This window comes from Ruegeria sp. AB11, assembly GCF_056536325.1.
In genome coordinates, this window is sequence record NZ_JBQFJO010000001.1 from 1,480,001 (window position 1) to 1,496,978 (window position 16,978).

At 52.6% G+C, this 16,978-nt stretch carries 9 protein-coding genes, 1 tRNA gene and 2 rRNA genes (1 of these 12 only partly in view); 8 read left to right on the forward strand and 4 right to left on the reverse strand.

Annotated elements, in window-relative coordinates; all coding sequences use genetic code 11:
• The 4 genes from ACR3EJ_RS07565 to ACR3EJ_RS07580 form a co-directional block, all read left to right on the forward strand.
• Nucleotides 1-2,637: ribosomal RNA gene (locus tag ACR3EJ_RS07565) — 23S ribosomal RNA — on the forward strand (it extends 226 nt beyond the left edge of the window).
• Nucleotides 2,638-2,826: 189 nt separating this feature from the next.
• Nucleotides 2,827-2,941, forward strand: a 5S ribosomal RNA gene (rrf, locus tag ACR3EJ_RS07570).
• A 50-nt stretch (nt 2,942-2,991) separates the two neighbouring features.
• Nucleotides 2,992-3,065 (forward strand) — tRNA-Met (locus ACR3EJ_RS07575).
• A 480-nt stretch (nt 3,066-3,545) separates the two neighbouring features.
• On the forward strand, nt 3,546-6,383 hold the full coding sequence (locus ACR3EJ_RS07580; RefSeq protein WP_170547669.1) for a hypothetical protein: 2,838 nt from the start codon (nt 3,546-3,548) through the stop codon (nt 6,381-6,383).
• Here the strand turns inward: ACR3EJ_RS07580 and ACR3EJ_RS07585 are convergent.
• The 4 genes from ACR3EJ_RS07585 to ACR3EJ_RS07600 all read right to left on the reverse strand — a co-directional run bounded on the left by ACR3EJ_RS07585 (nt 6,376) and on the right by ACR3EJ_RS07600 (nt 11,875).
• Entirely contained in the window at nt 6,376-7,860 is a 1,485-nt protein-coding gene (locus ACR3EJ_RS07585; RefSeq protein WP_480422906.1) for a phosphatase PAP2 family protein, read from the reverse strand. The genes ACR3EJ_RS07580 and ACR3EJ_RS07585 overlap by 8 nt on opposite strands.
• 55 nt (nt 7,861-7,915) lie before the next feature.
• On the reverse strand, nt 7,916-9,703 hold the full coding sequence (locus ACR3EJ_RS07590) for an adenylate/guanylate cyclase domain-containing protein (protein ID WP_010438704.1): 1,788 nt from the start codon (nt 9,701-9,703) through the stop codon (nt 7,916-7,918).
• Between the two features lie 301 nt (nt 9,704-10,004).
• Nucleotides 10,005-10,301, reverse strand: coding sequence for a hypothetical protein (locus tag ACR3EJ_RS07595; RefSeq protein WP_170547632.1), 297 nt, complete (start codon nt 10,299-10,301; stop codon nt 10,005-10,007).
• Nucleotides 10,302-10,858: 557 nt separating this feature from the next.
• Entirely contained in the window at nt 10,859-11,875 is a 1,017-nt protein-coding gene (locus ACR3EJ_RS07600; RefSeq protein WP_170547630.1) for a LacI family DNA-binding transcriptional regulator, read from the reverse strand.
• Nucleotides 11,876-12,266: 391 nt separating this feature from the next.
• On the opposite strand from ACR3EJ_RS07600, the gene ACR3EJ_RS07605 reads away from it, so the two are divergent.
• From ACR3EJ_RS07605 to ACR3EJ_RS07620, 4 genes are read left to right on the forward strand one after another with little or no spacing between them, the layout of a single operon-like run.
• A complete protein-coding gene (locus ACR3EJ_RS07605) occupies nt 12,267-13,433 on the forward strand; it encodes a Gfo/Idh/MocA family protein (protein WP_170547628.1) in 1,167 nt (388 codons plus the stop codon).
• A complete protein-coding gene (locus tag ACR3EJ_RS07610) occupies nt 13,430-14,344 on the forward strand; it encodes a sugar phosphate isomerase/epimerase family protein (protein ID WP_170547626.1) in 915 nt (304 codons plus the stop codon). The genes ACR3EJ_RS07605 and ACR3EJ_RS07610 overlap by 4 nt, the downstream gene beginning before the upstream one ends.
• 49 nt (nt 14,345-14,393) lie before the next feature.
• Nucleotides 14,394-15,419: an ABC transporter substrate-binding protein gene (locus ACR3EJ_RS07615; protein WP_170547624.1), complete on the forward strand. Its 1,026-nt coding sequence runs from the start codon at nt 14,394-14,396 to the stop codon at nt 15,417-15,419.
• A gap of 60 nt (nt 15,420-15,479) precedes the next feature.
• On the forward strand, nt 15,480-16,976 hold the full coding sequence (locus ACR3EJ_RS07620) for a sugar ABC transporter ATP-binding protein (RefSeq protein WP_170547622.1): 1,497 nt from the start codon (nt 15,480-15,482) through the stop codon (nt 16,974-16,976).
• Nucleotides 16,977-16,978: the final 2 nt, after the last annotated feature.

Here is a 16,978-nt window from a genome sequence, read left to right on the forward strand (position 1 = left end):
GAACTGAAACATCTAAGTACCCGGAGGAAAGGAAATCAATTGATACTCCCCTAGTAGCGGCGAGCGAACGGGGACCAGCCGAGCCAGATAAGTGACTAGAACACGTTGGGAAGCGTGGCCATAGCGGGTGACAGCCCCGTATAGGAAGCTTTGATGGACGTATTAAGTAGGGCGGAACACGTGAAATTCTGTCTGAAGATCGGAGGACCACCTTCGAAGGCTAAGTACTCCTTGCTGACCGATAGCGAACCAGTACCGTGAGGGAAGGTGAAAAGCACCCCGACGAGGGGAGTGAAACAGTACCTGAAACCGAACGCCTACAATCAGTCGGAGGCTCCTTGCGAGCTGACGGCGTACCTTTTGTATAATGGGTCATCGACTTGGTCTCACGAGCAAGCTTAAGCCGTTAGGTGTAGGCGTAGCGAAAGCGAGTCTTAATAGGGCGAATGAGTTCGTGGGATCAGACCCGAAACCGAGTGATCTAGGCATGGCCAGGTTGAAGGTAAGGTAACACTTACTGGAGGACCGAACCCACATCCGTTGAAAAGGATCGGGATGAGCTGTGCCTAGGGGTGAAAGGCCAATCAAACTCGGAGATAGCTGGTTCTCTGCGAAATCTATTTAGGTAGAGCGTCATCCGAATACCCCGGGGGGTAGAGCACTGGATGGGTAATGGGGCCCCACAGGCTTACTGATCCTAACCAAACTCCGAATACCCGGGAGTACTAGATGGCAGACACACTGCGGATGCTAACGTCCGTAGTGGAGAGGGAAACAACCCTGACCTACGACTAAGGCCCCCAATTCATGGCTAAGTGGGAAAGCAGGTGGGACGACCAAAACAACCAGGAGGTTGGCTTAGAAGCAGCCATCCTTTAAAGATAGCGTAACAGCTCACTGGTCTAAATAAGTTGTCCTGCGGCGAAGATGTAACGGGGCTCAAGCCATGAGCCGAAGTCTAGGGATGCGTAAGCATCGGTAGCAGAGCGTAGTGTGACATAGAACCTTGTCTATATTGCCGCCGGTTATGCGGCGCGAGTAATCGCGCTCAAGTAGCCGAATAGGCGGTAGCGCAGACATAGGTTCTTTCGATGAAGCCGGGGCGTGAGCCATCCGGTGGAGAGATCACTAGTGAGAATGATGACATGAGTAGCGACAAAGAGTGTGAGAGACACTCTCGCCGAAAGTCCAAGGGTTCCTGCTTAAAGCTAATCTGAGCAGGGTAAGCCGGCCCCTAAGCCGAGGCCGAAAGGCGTAGGCGATGGGAACTAGGTTAATATTCCTAGGCCAGGAGGATGTGACGGATCACAGGTGTAGTTCAATCTTATCGGATTGATTGGGCTGCTGAGTGGTTCCTGGAAATAGCCCTCCATCAGACCGTACCCTAAACCGACACAGGTGGACTGGTAGAGCATACCAAGGCGCTTGAGAGAACGATGTTGAAGGAACTCGGCAAAATACCTCCGTAAGTTCGCGAGAAGGAGGCCCGGTTCCTAGGCAACTAGGGGCTGGGGGCACAAACCAGGGGGTGGCGACTGTTTATTAAAAACACAGGGCTCTGCGAAGTCGCAAGACGACGTATAGGGTCTGACGCCTGCCCGGTGCCTGAAGGTTAAAAGGAGAGGTGAGAGCCTTGAATTGAAGCCCAGGTAAACGGCGGCCGTAACTATAACGGTCCTAAGGTAGCGAAATTCCTTGTCGGGTAAGTTCCGACCTGCACGAATGGCGTAACGACTTCCCCGCTGTCTCCAACATCGACTCAGCGAAATTGAATTGCCTGTCAAGATGCAGGCTTCCCGCGGTTAGACGGAAAGACCCCGTGCACCTTTACTACAGCTTCGCACTGGCATCAGGATTGTGATGTGCAGGATAGGTGGTAGGCTTTGAAGCGGAAACGCAAGTATCCGTGGAGCCTCCCTTGAGATACCACCCTTCGCACTCTTGATGTCTAACCGCGGTCCGTTATCCGGATCCGGGACCCTGCGTGGCGGGTAGTTTGACTGGGGCGGTCGCCTCCTAAAGCGTAACGGAGGCGCGCGAAGGTTGGCTCAGAGCGGTCGGAAATCGCTCGTTGAGTGCAATGGCAGAAGCCAGCCTGACTGCAAGACTGACAAGTCGAGCAGAGTCGAAAGACGGCCATAGTGATCCGGTGGTCCCGAGTGGAAGGGCCATCGCTCAACGGATAAAAGGTACGCCGGGGATAACAGGCTGATACTGCCCAAGAGTCCATATCGACGGCAGTGTTTGGCACCTCGATGTCGGCTCATCTCATCCCGGGCTGGAGCAGGTCCCAAGGGTACGGCTGTTCGCCGTTTAAAGAGGTACGTGAGCTGGGTTTAGAACGTCGTGAGACAGTTCGGTCCCTATCTGCCGTGGGTGTAGGAGACTTGAGAGGAGTTGCCCCTAGTACGAGAGGACCGGGGTGAACGATCCACTGGTGGACCAGTTGTCGTGCCAACGGCAGTGCTGGGTAGCTATGATCGGACAGGATAACCGCTGAAGGCATCTAAGCGGGAAGCCCCCCTCAAAACAAGGTCTCCTGAGGGCCGTGGAAGACCACCACGTCAATAGGCCGGAGATGTAAGCGCAGTAATGCGTTCAGTTGACCGGTACTAATCGCCCGATAGGCTTGATTTGATCCAGTAATGGAAAGACAAAATCAAACCAGAAGCATACACCGACCTTGAGTTGGACAACGTTGATTGATGTGAAACCCCGTAAGGTGACATAACAACCGTGCGGCAACGCGCATTCGCTTCGCGAATACGCTGCCTGCCGCGCGTCGCCTTTTTGCACTGCAAAAAGAGCGATGGGGATTTTCCTCGGTTTGGTGGTCATAGCGCAAGTGAAACACCCGGTCCCATCCCGAACCCGGAAGTTAAGCACTGCCGCGCCAATGGTACTTGGGCTTAAGCCCCGGGAGAGTAGGTCACCGCCAAACCTAGTAAAATCCCCCTTCTCTCTAACACGATGATACAAATCTGACTCTGACGCGGGATGGAGCAGCCCGGTAGCTCGTCAGGCTCATAACCTGAAGGTCGTAGGTTCAAATCCTACTCCCGCAACCGCTTTTATCGAACCAGCCGCCGCAAGGCGGCTTTTGTCGTTCTGAGATGTTCCCAACGCCATCAAGCCCGCCAGTTCCCCAATGAGTTCAATTGTATATGTCCCATATTCAGGGACCAATCGAATCTCTGATAGCCGACAATGGCATATATTCAGAGAGGTTCTTAGTGTCATTTCGCAGTTTGTGGCAGTTGGTTGAATCTATGAATACCTCCCGTAACTTATGGACCGATTTTTCAGTGGCTTTATCGCAATGAACTATCACTGGGCGGATCTAGGAGACCCGCTTCCTCTATACCATGTTACTAGGTAGTAGCGCGCTAGAAGCCCCCTTTTCTAACAGTCCGTAACTATCGTCCGTCGTTCGGCAAACCTACCCGTTGAGTTATCATACTATCGGAATCTCAAAATTTCGATTAATTTGAAGTTACGTGCCCCAACTCAATCAAACCTATTTCTGAAGGAAAGGGAGCATAGTTTTGTCTATTGATTTTCCAAATTGGCCGCCAGAACCTTACAACTCTGACAGTTGGCCACCACCGTGGCTTAGATTTGAGCGCGAGTATCCAAATTCGGAGCGGCGTTCGCGACTAATATCGCATTCCGATGCGCCGTATATCGCCATCGCAACGGATGAAGAGTCTGATCGGGAAACACTTGGAGCTATTGCATCGGACTATTTGGATAAAGTTGAAGATTATCTAACAAGACATGGGCAATCGTTGAATTGGCCTGAAGGGTGGGGCGGAAATCAGTTTAATGACAACGCCAAAGCTGGAAACTGGGACTTGGTTCACTGGCTGAATATCTGGCCTCCGGTTGACAGTGGTGCGGATGACAACCCACCTCAAATTGCGTCATGGAACCTGTCCCACGATGAACTCCACAGATTGCCAGCGACAATAGTTATGGTGGCGACGGAATTCATAAATAATCAGGGGGAACCTGCCGAGTTCTCTATCGGTGTCAGCGTTCCTATGCTGGTTGAGAAAACTGATGGCGGTAAACTCCGTTTCATCATTCGCTCGTTCACAGCAGAGTACCCGGTTGTATCGCAACAGAGTTGGTCGACCGTGGATGCCAAGGCCGCTTTTCCGTCTCGAGAGGAACGCCAGATCGAACTTGGGGCGCTTACAAATGATTTGGTAAACTACCCATCTGATATCTTGAATCAAATTGGAGCCGCGGCTTCCGTTGAACCGAGGTCCATCGATCTAGAGCAAATCTTTGTCTTGTCCGATGTTGACCCGGATTTTCTGGAAGAACCGGTTGTTATAGAAACAGTTTCGAAAGCGCTTGGGTCAATCGAGCGATTTCCAAATCGTTTGAGCTATTTGGTAACCAACAAGATTAAGGCAATTCCAAATGACGGTGCGCAACAGAGGCAATTCCACTTCGAATTGCTATCCACTGAAAATTGCCCACTGATCACCCATATAGGTGAGGGCGAAGCAAAAATCTGGACTCAAGTTCCACCTGCTTCGAAATTACCCTTTGATCCTGCAAATCCCGCATTGCCTTACGAGTGGGATCGAAGGCGACCCACTCGTACAGATGATTTCCTTGATCGATTCAGAGAGTTGGGGAAACTGACGAACGGGAATGAATTGACGCTGGAAGATCTGGGGTTTCGTGTTCGACGATGCCCAGATTTTGTTCCGGGAGACCAGGATGGACTTGGCAATCCAGGACCGACCAAAGTTTTGAGGCTACCTGCGAACAAGGAGATTCTACTACGAAGTAATGAGTATTCAGCGTTACTTGCCTATGTTAACTGCGTTGAATTTTTCGAATTGTTGAGATCGTTTGGAATTATCTTGGACGATTTCGTTGTTCGGGCAGAAAGGGACATCCAGATCTTTTACCGGTACGGTATTGCTCCGGGTCCTGGCAAAGATGGGCGAACGGTGAACGCACAGGTCGCCTATGACTGCAAATCTGATGCTGCGACGTTGCCGACAATTCGAATGAATCTCGCACTTGCAGAACTGACACGTTGGGACCGGCCATTGAACAGTGACGGAGAGCGTACCTGGGCGCAGCCCCTTGGCCTCGCGACTGACAAGCGCTGGATGCTTCATGAGTTTGGGCACTATTTGTTGGCTGCGCGTCTTGGGAAGCTTGAATTTGATTTTGCGCACAGCGCCGGTGACGCAATGGCCGCTATTGTTTGTGATCCGGAGTCTAGGCTGGCTGACCCACGAAATGGTGTCGCTGGAAGCTATCGCGGAATCACATTTCCATTCGTCTTTTCAACGCGTCGCCACGACAGATCCCCCACGTTAGGTTGGGCGTGGTACGGAGAATTGAACCGGTCTGTTATTGAGTCACCGCCGACTGGTTGTGATGACCTGAAGGGTTATTTGACAGAACAAATTCTTTCGACAACGCTCTTCCGGCTTTATCGCGCACTGGGTGGAGATTCGATGGATGCGGACGCACCGGATGTTTACCTGCGCCAACGTGCGTCTTTTGTGACGATGTATTTGTTGGTAAGGGCAATCCAATCATTCGGACAATCACCATCTAGGGCAGAAATGCTGGAGCTCGCGATCGAACAAATTGACCGTTTGCAGGCTGGAGTGATTGAAATGCCTCCAAGCCCAGATCTACCAAATAACCTACCCCAACCGGATGGTTGGAAAGGGGGTATGGTCCACAAAGTGGTACGGTGGTCATTTGAAACGCAAGGCATGTTTGTCGAGAACATTGAAGAGACGCATAATGGCATGGGCAAAGCGCCTGACGTCGATGTCTATATCGAAGATTCCCGACCGCTTAGAGAAATGGTGAACGGAAGTTGGTTCAATTACGGCGTGGGCAGTTATTGTCCGGTCTCGCTAGATTGGCGTGATGATGCGCAATGGATAATGCCGGATCAGGTGATTTTCGGGAATCGTGGATCGGTTGCAGCTGAGGGCTGCACGCTTCGCCGCTGGTATGGGGTGGTCTTTAATCCCGAGGAGGATTGGGGTCTTTCCTCCATTATTATCTGGCTTCCGCTCTTTTCACAGGAAGACAATTTGCCGGACATTGGAGCAGGCGACAGGCGGGTTCTGCCGTTCAACGACGAGGGCGAAGCCCTGGCTGAGATTAAGCGAATAGTGTACGCCGACCGACCGCAAGGTAGCACAGCGTATGGTCTGGCGCTTTATGAAATCACTTGTCCAGACGATCGTGCCAATACAGATCCGCTGCAAAGCCTTGGGGTTGCTGTCGGGACAACATCCAGCAACCTACCCAAAACACCCCGAGCGTTGACCGACCTCGTAGCTAATGACAATAACCTTGGGTTGCGGGTTATTCAGTTCATATGACTTCCGGCACAGGATCACTGTCCCATGGCGTGGGCCATTCGACTTTTGACGCGTCCAGCACCGTCATCAGCGTCGGACAATCGATACCCGCTATTGGATTTCCATCGACGTCTGTGTCGTTGGCTCTGTCAAACAGGGCATCCCAAATACCTGCAGCCAGATGGCGACTGGCCGTACTGTCGGTCGGGTAGTGCACGCCAATACGTTCTCGGTTCACTGCTATTCGATGCGCAATTGCAAGCAGTGGTGACTTTATGGGCGCGGTCCCGCGCAAGTCACTCCATCGTGGTTTCCGAAGCAGTTGCCCATCCTCTGGGCTTGGAACAATATCCGCACCATCAATCGAAACTTTATCTTTCAGCACTCCGTAGCGGTAATAAATTCCCGGTATTTCTAGCAAAAGAAGCGAAATGAAATGCGCAAGAAATGAATGTCCGCTTGGGAATGCCGGATGTGCGGGTGGGCCGAACGGTACAGTCAGGCCGGGGCGGAGGATCGATGGTCGCACTCTTTTGTAATGTGCTTTGTAAGCCATGTAGATCACGTTACCTATTGCCAGCCCGACGTTTATCAGGTCGAGCGTATTGGGGTGATCAAACGAATTGATGCCCAGAAAATGAATGAGATAATCCGGTAGACCATCTGCCTGGACGTCGCTTTCCACAAGATAGTTCCACCGATCGTCCTCCATATAGATTTTGAGTTTCTCCAACTCGCCCTTGATAAATAGGAACGCGGCCAAATTCTCAGCGGCTGTATCTCCGGGTTGCCATTTCAGGTCGTTTGCTTCCAGCCAACGCAGCTTAATCGGGTCGATACCTGGCGGGATGCGGCCAAGGGAAATCGGTAACCATTTCCCAAATTGCCCAGCGATTTCAAGGGCTGCGAGCGTACCGGGCTCACTCCGGTCAGCGGCGCGCAGCCACTCACCCAATTGCGGATCAAACGGAAGTGTCCAGAAACGCAAATCCGGATCCCAGTCGGCGGTCGTCCATTCCAGCGGGTCACTGTTAGGTTGGTAGGGATTGATTATGAATTCGAGCGGAAATGGAGTTTCACCGGAATTGTCTGGTGTGAAGTTAAGCGACCAAGGCAACAGCGCCAGTTCAATGGGGGTAGCATAGTAGCTACGGATAAAGCCGATGCCACCGTCAGCTCCGACCGGGATCGCACCCATGCCCATGCCGTTACCCATGCCCATGCCCATGCCGTTACCCATGCCCATGCCCATGCCGTTACCCATGCCCATGCCGTTACCCATGCCCATGCCCATGCCGTTACCCATGCCCATGCCCATGCCGTTACCCATGCCCATGCCCATGCCGCGACCCATGCCCATGCCACTACCCATGCCCATGCCCATGCCGTTACCCATGCCCATGCCACTACCCATGCCCATGCCCATGCCCATGCCCATGCCGCGACCCATGCCCATGCCACTACCCATGCCGTTGGCTGTGTCCTTTCTAGAAGTCATTGGAAATCCCCCTATCGAATAATATGGACTTGAGATTTCGTCGACTCAAAGTCCTCTAACGCGGCAAACCCGCAATAAATAACCCACTTTTTAGGGCCAATTTGTCTTCTCTACGTACAAATGGATACCACGAAACAAACCGATCCACCGAGAAATCTTTGTCGAGCCTTAGAATCTCGGCTCCAACGGCCCGTGCCTTTTCCTCTTGACCGTTCATTGCAAGACTGGCCGCCAGAATTCTCAAGGTCGCAATAAAGCGAGAGTTGACCTGACGTGCCTTCTGCAACCAGGAAATCGCTTCAGCATAATTTCCCGAGGAAAACTCGGCGATTCCAACCCCGGTCCACCAAGTAAAGTTCAAGGTGTCAAACGGGCTTAGTTTAAATGCATTCTGAAACCGGGGTATCGCCTCGTCTCTTCGGCCTAAATACGACAATGTTACTCCACTGGTTGCCCAGCCGAGTGCATTATTCTGATCGAGGGACAGGGCCAGATCAAACATCGACATCGCTTGATGCGGATCACCCTCAATGAGGCTTGTCAGATGCCCAGCGACCACTTGGCAGAAAGGATCATCAGGATCCAATGCGATGGAATGTCTGGCATGCTCAACAGCCAGCAGTTTGTCGCGCTCAGGATTGTTGGAGCGTTCCTCGCCAACGAGGTAATTCAATCGCCAAGCGGAGTAAGCATAGGCTCTGGCATAGGTAGGATCCAGTTCCATAGCCCTTTGCAACGCTATTCCGGATTGATGATACCCCTCATCTGTGAACCGATACAGTTCTGATGCCGCCTTGAGAACGCAATCATACGCATCAAGGCTATGGGTAGAGCGATTTCGAACGCGTTCAATCCCGTGCGCGTTCAGGCGGGGCTCGAATGAGCCGACAACTGCGGCAACTATTGTGTCTTGAAAATCGAACAGATCTTCGGCGGTCCCGTCGAACGACTCGGACCAGATTGATCGGTTCAAGGCAACATCAACCAATTCCGCTGTAATCCGAAGCCGATTGCCCTGTCGGCGCACGTTTCCATCCATTACATAGTTTACGCCCAACTGCGCCGCGATCTCCTGGAGATCAATCGATCGATTGGCAAAACGCAATGTGGAGGCGCGGGCGATTACGTGAAATGCATGGCTGCGGGATAGGCCGCTGATAATGTCTTCGGTGATCCCTGATCCAAAATACTCTTCCATTTCATGGCCAGAAGACGCGCGAAATGGCAAGACGGCCACTGTAGGTCGCGATGTCCATTCAATGAAAGGTTGGTGTAGGCTCGCGCTTTCTGAGGAAGAAGTTTCCAGTGGCACAACCTGAAACAAGTGGATAACTCGATTGATGTTTTTTAGTCGCGGCGTACCAATATCTCTGAAGCGAACATTGATCTTACTTCCTGCCAGTTCTCGAACCAGTCCTGTCGCAACGATTTGACCCGGCGCTGCAGCGTCATGAATACGCGAGGCAATGTTGACGCCGTCACCCAATATGTTTCCGTGGCTCACCAAAACATCTTCGACATTTACTGCAATCCTTAATTGCAAATTTTCACGGGTGCCCCTTTGCGCCTCTGGATGTGGTTTCTTCTGAGCGTCGACAGCCCATTTCAAGGCAGCCACCACGCTGCTGAATTCAACGAGGATCGCGTCTCCGACAGTTTCGACCAATCGGCCATCATATTGCTTAAGCAATGGCAACAGCAACTCTTCTCTGAGCGATTTCCACTGGTTGCTTGTCCAAACATCGTCTTCTGCCATTAGGCGGGAAAAACCGGCAACATCTGCGAACGCGACAACTGCAAGCCTGCGCGTTTCAGAAATTGGAGGTTCGTTTTCACTCGCCATTGAAAGTCTTTCTGAAGAATCCTGTTCGTTGTTTATGAATGATAACTTGAAGGCAGAGTAACGATAGGATTGTCTTCGGTCTATTGCCTCATCTAATGAATGGCGTCTTCTAACTGCTCTGATATAGTCGATATGCTTCTTTTGCCGAACGTTTTGGCTTCTATGACTTCCTGTTTGGTCATAGGGCGGATCATCTTGGAATAGAAACTAATTCTAAAAAATCGTGCTGAGGCGGCGCGAGTACCTTCGACTAGCAGACCGATGCTTGAATAAGTGGTCGAGGGCTTTTTGATTTGAGGCTTCAAACCAGACATTGCAACCGTATTCGACAACGGTGGTTGCACCCTCCCGAAACCACTTTTACCGAACCATCCGCCGCAAGGCGGCTTTTGTCGTTTTGGGCCAGCCCAACCATTGCTGCCAGGGCACCCTCCAGTTCGATCTGCACGCCATCCCGTTCATGTTGGATCGTAACACGTTCGATCAAGCCCCGAATGATCTCCAAAGCCACTGTGCGGATAGACGGATCCGATAGCGCCTGTGCCAGATCAGTGACCTTGGAGCGATAGAGTTCAGACAGATTTGGGTGCAGTCGCACCGGCGATGGCGCGGGCTCAGACAGCTTCGCATCAAGTTCGGCGATCTGCGCTTCGAGATCTTCAAGCCTGGCCTGAAGAGCTGAGGCGCGAATGCCTTTTGCAATCGCGTCATAAAACCCATTCAGTTTGCGCGCAGCTTTGTCCCGCTCGGATTACTGACGGGTCCGGGCTAGGCTAAGTGTCTTTGGGGTCTCAAGCTCGTCGAGGACTTTGGTCGCACGTCGAAAAGCTTACGTGCATCAAGGCAGTACCGTTTGCTCAGAAAGCGCTGGTTGAGACGAGGCGATCCCCTCAAAGGTTGCACACAGGAAAGAACAGGAAGGGAACAATTTGGTTAGGTTCTGTGTCGAGCCGCTGACCCGAACCGCCTGCGCTATTGGTGGGCTGCGGTGTTTAGTTGTCCTTTTGAGTTACGTGATCATAGCTCCACAAAATGGTAATCTTAAAAATCGCGTCAAGAATTGACGGAATCCGTCTCACGGCACTCAGTCTGCCCGCAGTTTGGCCCATACATGGTTTTCAAGAATCAGACCGTGCGACTGGGTTCTGGTTATTTCTATACAGGACGCGTACTGTCACGTACGATCAACTCGACGTCGACAATACTGACTTCATTGTCGTCGGCTTGTCCGTTTAACCTGAGCATAAGCCGCTCAGCTGCTTGCATTCCGATTTTGTGACGGTCTTGGTGGATAGTTGTCAGAGCTGGCACGTAATACTCAGACATTTCAATATCATCAAAGCCAACAACGGAAATGTCCTGTGGAACGGAAAGTCCACCCTGTTGCAACCCGGAAATCAGGCCGAAAGCAACCATATCAGCTGCACAGAATACAGCGCTAGGGCGTTCCGGCATTGCCAGAATCTGCGCAGCTGCCGCATGTCCGGATTCTAATGAAAAATCTCCCCTAATGATCCATTGGGGCCTGGATTGAAGATTGAGCCTTTCCCGCTCTTCAATCATGCCCGTCCGCCGAGCTCGGGTCAGGACATTGCCTTCGGGGCCGGTAACATGAGCCACACTTCGATGGCCCAGCTTGTGAAGATGCCGGATTGCCAATCGTGCGCCTTCGGTATTATCGCTCCGAATGGACGGGAATGTTGTATCGGTGCTCCATTCGCAGGCAAAGACGATCCTGTCTGCCACGTTGGCCGCCCGGCAGTGATCCAGCACCGATTTGGATACCGAGCCGTCAAGCGAAATAACACCATCTATGCTGCCATCCAGGAATCGGCCAGCAAGATCATTTTCGATAATCGGACTGCTTTCAGTGTCGGTGATGAGGACTTCGAGGCCGCTGTTTTCAAAGCCGTCATTGATGCCTGACAGAACCATCGAGTAGAACGGTTTTGCCAAGTTTGGCACCAAAACGAGTACAGCTCCCGCTTGTCTTGTTCGCAAGTTTCGTGCGGCGCGGTTCACCCGATAACCTGTTGTTTTGATGGCTTCAAATACCGCTTTTCTCGCCTTTTCGGATAAGAGGTCGGGTTTGCTCAAGGCCCGACTGACGGTGGCCGTCGAAACCTTTGCAGCTTTTGCGACATCCTGAATTGTAGCGGGTTTTTGGGCCATGTGGTCAGATCGCTCCTGAAATATATTCTTGACAACTCGCATCAGCTGCCGTGATTATGTAATCGATTTCATAACTCGAAATCAATTGAACTTAAGCTGTTTCTCCAATCATGGACCAAAACGGCGCAGAGGGGGGCGAGGAACTGTCATTTGGATCGATCATAAACTCTAAGCTCAGAGAAATTTGTAGTATCTATGGCTTGGGACTGGCATCCGGCGCCGCGCCCGCAAGAGCATATTCCTATTTGTTCGTGGGATTTAGTGAGAGCTCTCGGTCTGGGTATCAATTTGGCAATTTCTCCCCTTTTTTACCACACGATGTAATCGATTACAGAGTTGCAATGTTTGGTCTTCCACACGGTGACGGCACTTTTGGCTGGAGGTGTAAGTGATGACTGCTTTCGGAACTATTCGTGCTGCTGTAATCGGTGCCGGTTTCATTGGGTCGTTGCATATACAAATGTTACGACGTCTTGGAGTTCAGGTGGTTGGTGTCCTAGGTTCGAGCGCTGAGCGAGGTTCTCTACGCGCCCGAGAATTGGGTGTGCAGATGGCCTATCCTTCGATCGATGAACTGGTCGCAGACAAGACCGTCGATGTGGTGCATGTGACCTCACCCAATCATGCGCATTACCAACAAGTGTTGGCCATATTGAAGGCTGGCAAGCATGTGGTTTGTGAAAAGCCACTGGCGATGACATCCAAACAATCCGCTGAAATGGTGTCAGTCGCAATGACGTCCGGAAAAATCGCCGCAATCTGCTACAACATTCGGTTCTACCCATTGAACCAGCACGCACATGCAATGGTTCGTGACAACAAGCTTGGGGATATTCGGTTCGTAAGTGGGCAATACCATCAGGACTGGCTGGCCAAGCGTACCGATTGGAACTGGCGATTGCAGTCCGAGATTGGCGGTGCGCTGCGATCGGTCGGGGATATCGGGACACATTGGGCCGATCTAACGGGCTTCGTATCCGGCCTGAAGATTGACGAGGTCTTTGCCGAACTTGCCAACTTCATCTCCGAACGCGAGCGCCCTGTAGGATCCATAGAAACATTCTCCGGTGCCAGCGGAGAAGCCGACACCGTGACTGTAGATACCGATGACGCCGCAATGATCCTGATCCGCTATGTGGGTGGCGCGAAAGGAGTGATGTCGACGAGTCAGGTAAATTTTGGCCGAAAAAATGCTCTGCGTTGGGATATTACCGGATCAAAATCCAGCGCCGCTTGGGACAGTGAAATGCCCGAGCAATTGTTTATCGGGCACCGCGACGAACCCAATCAAAATTTGATGCGGGATATTTCGCTGATGAACTTTGCCGGTTCGGCTTCGGCGACTTTGCCACCGGGGCACGTCGAAGGATTTGCCGACAGCTTTCATGCGTTTTTTCGCGCCGTGTATTCGGACGTTCTAAGCGGGGGGCGGCAAGCCGGCTCAACCTGGGCAACATTCCAAGACGGGCATGAAGAGATGCTCTTTTGCGACGCCGTGCTTCGATCCTCCAGAGAGGGGCGATGGGTTCAAATTCAAGAAATCCGGAGTGAACTATGAAACTTGGGCTTTTGACAGCACCATTCGAGGACATGCCGTTGAAGGATGTGGCATCCTGGGCGACGGTGAGCGGATTTTCAGCTTTGGAAATCGCGTGCTGGCCTTCGCTTGGCGGTGAAAAGCGGCGTTATGCCGGGACGTCACACATCGACGTCAGTGATCTGACGCAAGTGCAGGCCTCGGAGATTACAGGCATGCTGACTGATCTGGATATCGAGGTATCCGGTTTGGGCTATTATCCAAACCCGTTGCATTCAGATCCCTCTCACCGTGACGAAGTTATCTCTCATCTGAAAAAGGTGATCACGGCGGCGCAGATCATGAACATTTCTGTGGTCAATACTTTTGTCGGCGGAGACAGAAGCTTGAATGTAGATGAAAACTGGGATCGGGCCCGGGTCATCTTCGCTCCGATCATCGCCCACGCACAAGAAGCTGGTGTCAAACTGTGCTTTGAAAATTGCCCGATGATCTTCAGCTACGACGAATGGCCCGGCGGCCACAATATCGCTCATTCACCAATGATATGGCGGCGCATTTTTGAAGAATGGGGTGATGCCGTCGGAATGAATTTCGACCCAAGTCACTTGGTTTGGCAAATGATCGACCAGGGGCGCTTCATCCGTGAATTTGGTTCGAATATGGAACACGTCCACGCCAAGGACGTGATGATTGACCGTGAAGGTTTGTACGAACGCGGCGTAATGAGCGCAGGCATGGGGTGGCAGGTGCCTCGCTTGTGCGGCTTGGGCGATGTCAACTGGCCGGAGTTTTTCTCGGAACTCTACAGGGCCGAATATGACGGCCCAGTTATCATCGAACATGAGGATCGGCTGTTTGAAGGTTCGGACGAGAAGGTGAAGCGTGGCTTCACTCTCGCCCGTGATGTTCTGCAGCCGTACATCAAATGACGAGGGCGCCAAGCCCCTGAAGTAAAACAACAACAGAAAGGGAAACAACATGCGAAATCTTAAGATGACCCTGACAGCTTTTGCGTTGGGTAGTACAATGGCGACTTCTGCTGCCGCTGAAAGCTATACGATCGGTGTGTCCAACACCGTGCAGGGAAACGGCTGGCGTGAGCAGATGATCTGTGCCATGCGAGCACAGGCTTTGGTCGAGGGCGATGTGGCGAACCTTATTGTGTCTCATCGCAATACGGACAGTGCAGGTCAGCTCGAAGATCTGAACAATTTGATTGCGGCAGGTGTTGACGCGATCGTCCTGAACCCGTCGAACCCGGACGCGTTGAACTCGGCAATTGATACGGCGATCAGCAAAGGGATTGTGGTTGTCGCGGTAGACGCAGGCGTATCGGCAGAAGGGGCTTATATCCTGTCCAACAACCAGGAGCAGTACGCTTATCTGGGCGCGAAGTGGCTGTTCGAGCAACTTGGTGGTTCGGGAGACGTTGTCTACATGCGCGGTATTGCCGGTGTCTCGGCGGATACAGATCGCGACAACGGCTTCAAGCGTGCGTTGGCCGAGCATCCTGATATTAACGTCGTGCATGAGGTCTTTACCGGCTGGCAGCAAGACCAGGGCAAGCAGCAGATGTTCGATTTCCTTGCGACAGGTGTTCCTTTTGATGGCGTCTGGACCAGTGGTATCGACAACGTGATTGTCGACGCTATTGTCGAATCTGGCGCACCATTGGTGCCGATCGTCGGCGCTGACAATGCGGGGTTTGTTCAATACCTGACAGAAGTTGAGGGGCTGAATGGAGCGGCGGTGACCAATCCGGGATCTGTCGGGGGTGCGGGCGTGGCACTTGCCGTTGACGTCCTGAATGGCAACGCTCCGGCGGATAAACTGGTGTTGGTCGATCCGGTTCTCTGGGAAAACGCCACGGACGAGGGCCGGGCCGTTATCGAAGCAGCGCAGAATCCGAACCTCGATCCTGAATGGCCTGTCTCCGTTATGGTTCCCGGTTGGACTGATTATACGATGGATCAGATCATTGCGTGCGAAGGTCCGGAATCCTGATCAGAAACAAGCGACCTCCGAAATCTATCGGGGGTCGGTCACTTAGAACTGAGATAGACGATGTCAACTGTCAAACCATCTCAACACATTCTAGATGCTGCCGGTGTATCGAAGAGTTTCGGTGCCGTACACGCGTTGACCGATGCCAGTTTGCATGTGAGCGCGGGTGAAATCGTGGCTCTCATGGGGGCCAACGGTGCAGGTAAATCGACATTCGTAAAGATATTGACCGGTGCGCTTCGCCCAGATGGAGGCGAGGTACTCATCAAAGGCACCGCCGCCCATGTGGGATCACCGGCCGAGGCGCGGGCATCGGGACTAGTCCCGGTATATCAAGAACCGTCGCTCGTGCCCGACTTAAGTGTCATCGATAATCTCCGGCTCACGAATACACCGGTGGGAGATTTCAAACATTTTGTAGAGCACTTGGGGATCTTAGACCTGTCGCTAGAAGCGATGATTTCCGCATTACCACTGGCAACGCTCCGCGTTCTCGATCTTGCAAGGGCGCTCGCGTCGAAACCGGACGTTTTGCTGCTAGACGAGATGACAGCGGCCCTCCCAACAGATTTGGTTGAGCGTGTTCTTTCAGTCGTGCGGAAGGCGGCCAACGAGGGTTGCGGTGTGGTCTACATATCCCATCGGTTCACAGAAATTTCTGCCATTTGCGATACCGCAACAGTCTTGCGAGACGGAAAAACCGTGGGCCAGTTAAAGATTGAACCCGGCGTTGAAGACCGGGTGGTTGAACTGATGCTGGGTGCCAAGATCGAACTTGGACAACGCGAGGTCGGCAAGGAAAGCGGTTTTCGAACTGAGACACCGCGCGTACGTGTCAAAGAGATCACTGCCGGGCCAAAGCTCGAAAATGTGTCCTTTGATCTCTTTGCCGGGGAGGTGCTTGGCGTGGTAGCCCTCGAGGGTCAGGGTCAGGATGAACTGTTTGACGTTCTTGCAGGGTTCGAAAAGCCGTCTGCAGGGATCATCGAAGTCAACGGCGACCCTGTGAGTTTCTTTCACCCAGCCGACGCGATCGCACTGGGATTGACGTTTGTGCCCGGTGATCGGGCCGATGCGCTAATGGCCGAGCGCTCTATCCACGAAAACATAGCCTTGCCGTTCTCGGCGCGTATGCGCAATTGGGGGGCTCTGAAACGACGGCACGAGAAATCGCGCGTGGCACATGCGATTGAACGCTTGCAGATCGACACACGCGCGCAAGGTGAAGTTCAACGATTGTCGGGTGGAAACCAACAAAAGGTCACCATTGGCCGATGGCTTGCCAAAGGCGTCGAAACGCTTCTGCTATTCGATCCGACGCGCGGCATCGATGTGCGAACGAAGCGCCAGATTTATCCACTTGTCCGCGAGCTCGCGGAACAGGGGGCAGCCGTCTTGTATTACACATCCGAGTTGGAGGAGGTCCCGCTGGCGTGTGACCGCGCGGTGGTAATTTTCAATGGTCGGGTCGTTGATGTGATCGACGCTGAAAAGGCCAACGAACAGACCCTAATGCGAGCGGCATACGGGCTTTCGAAAACGGAGAAAGTGGCGTGAAG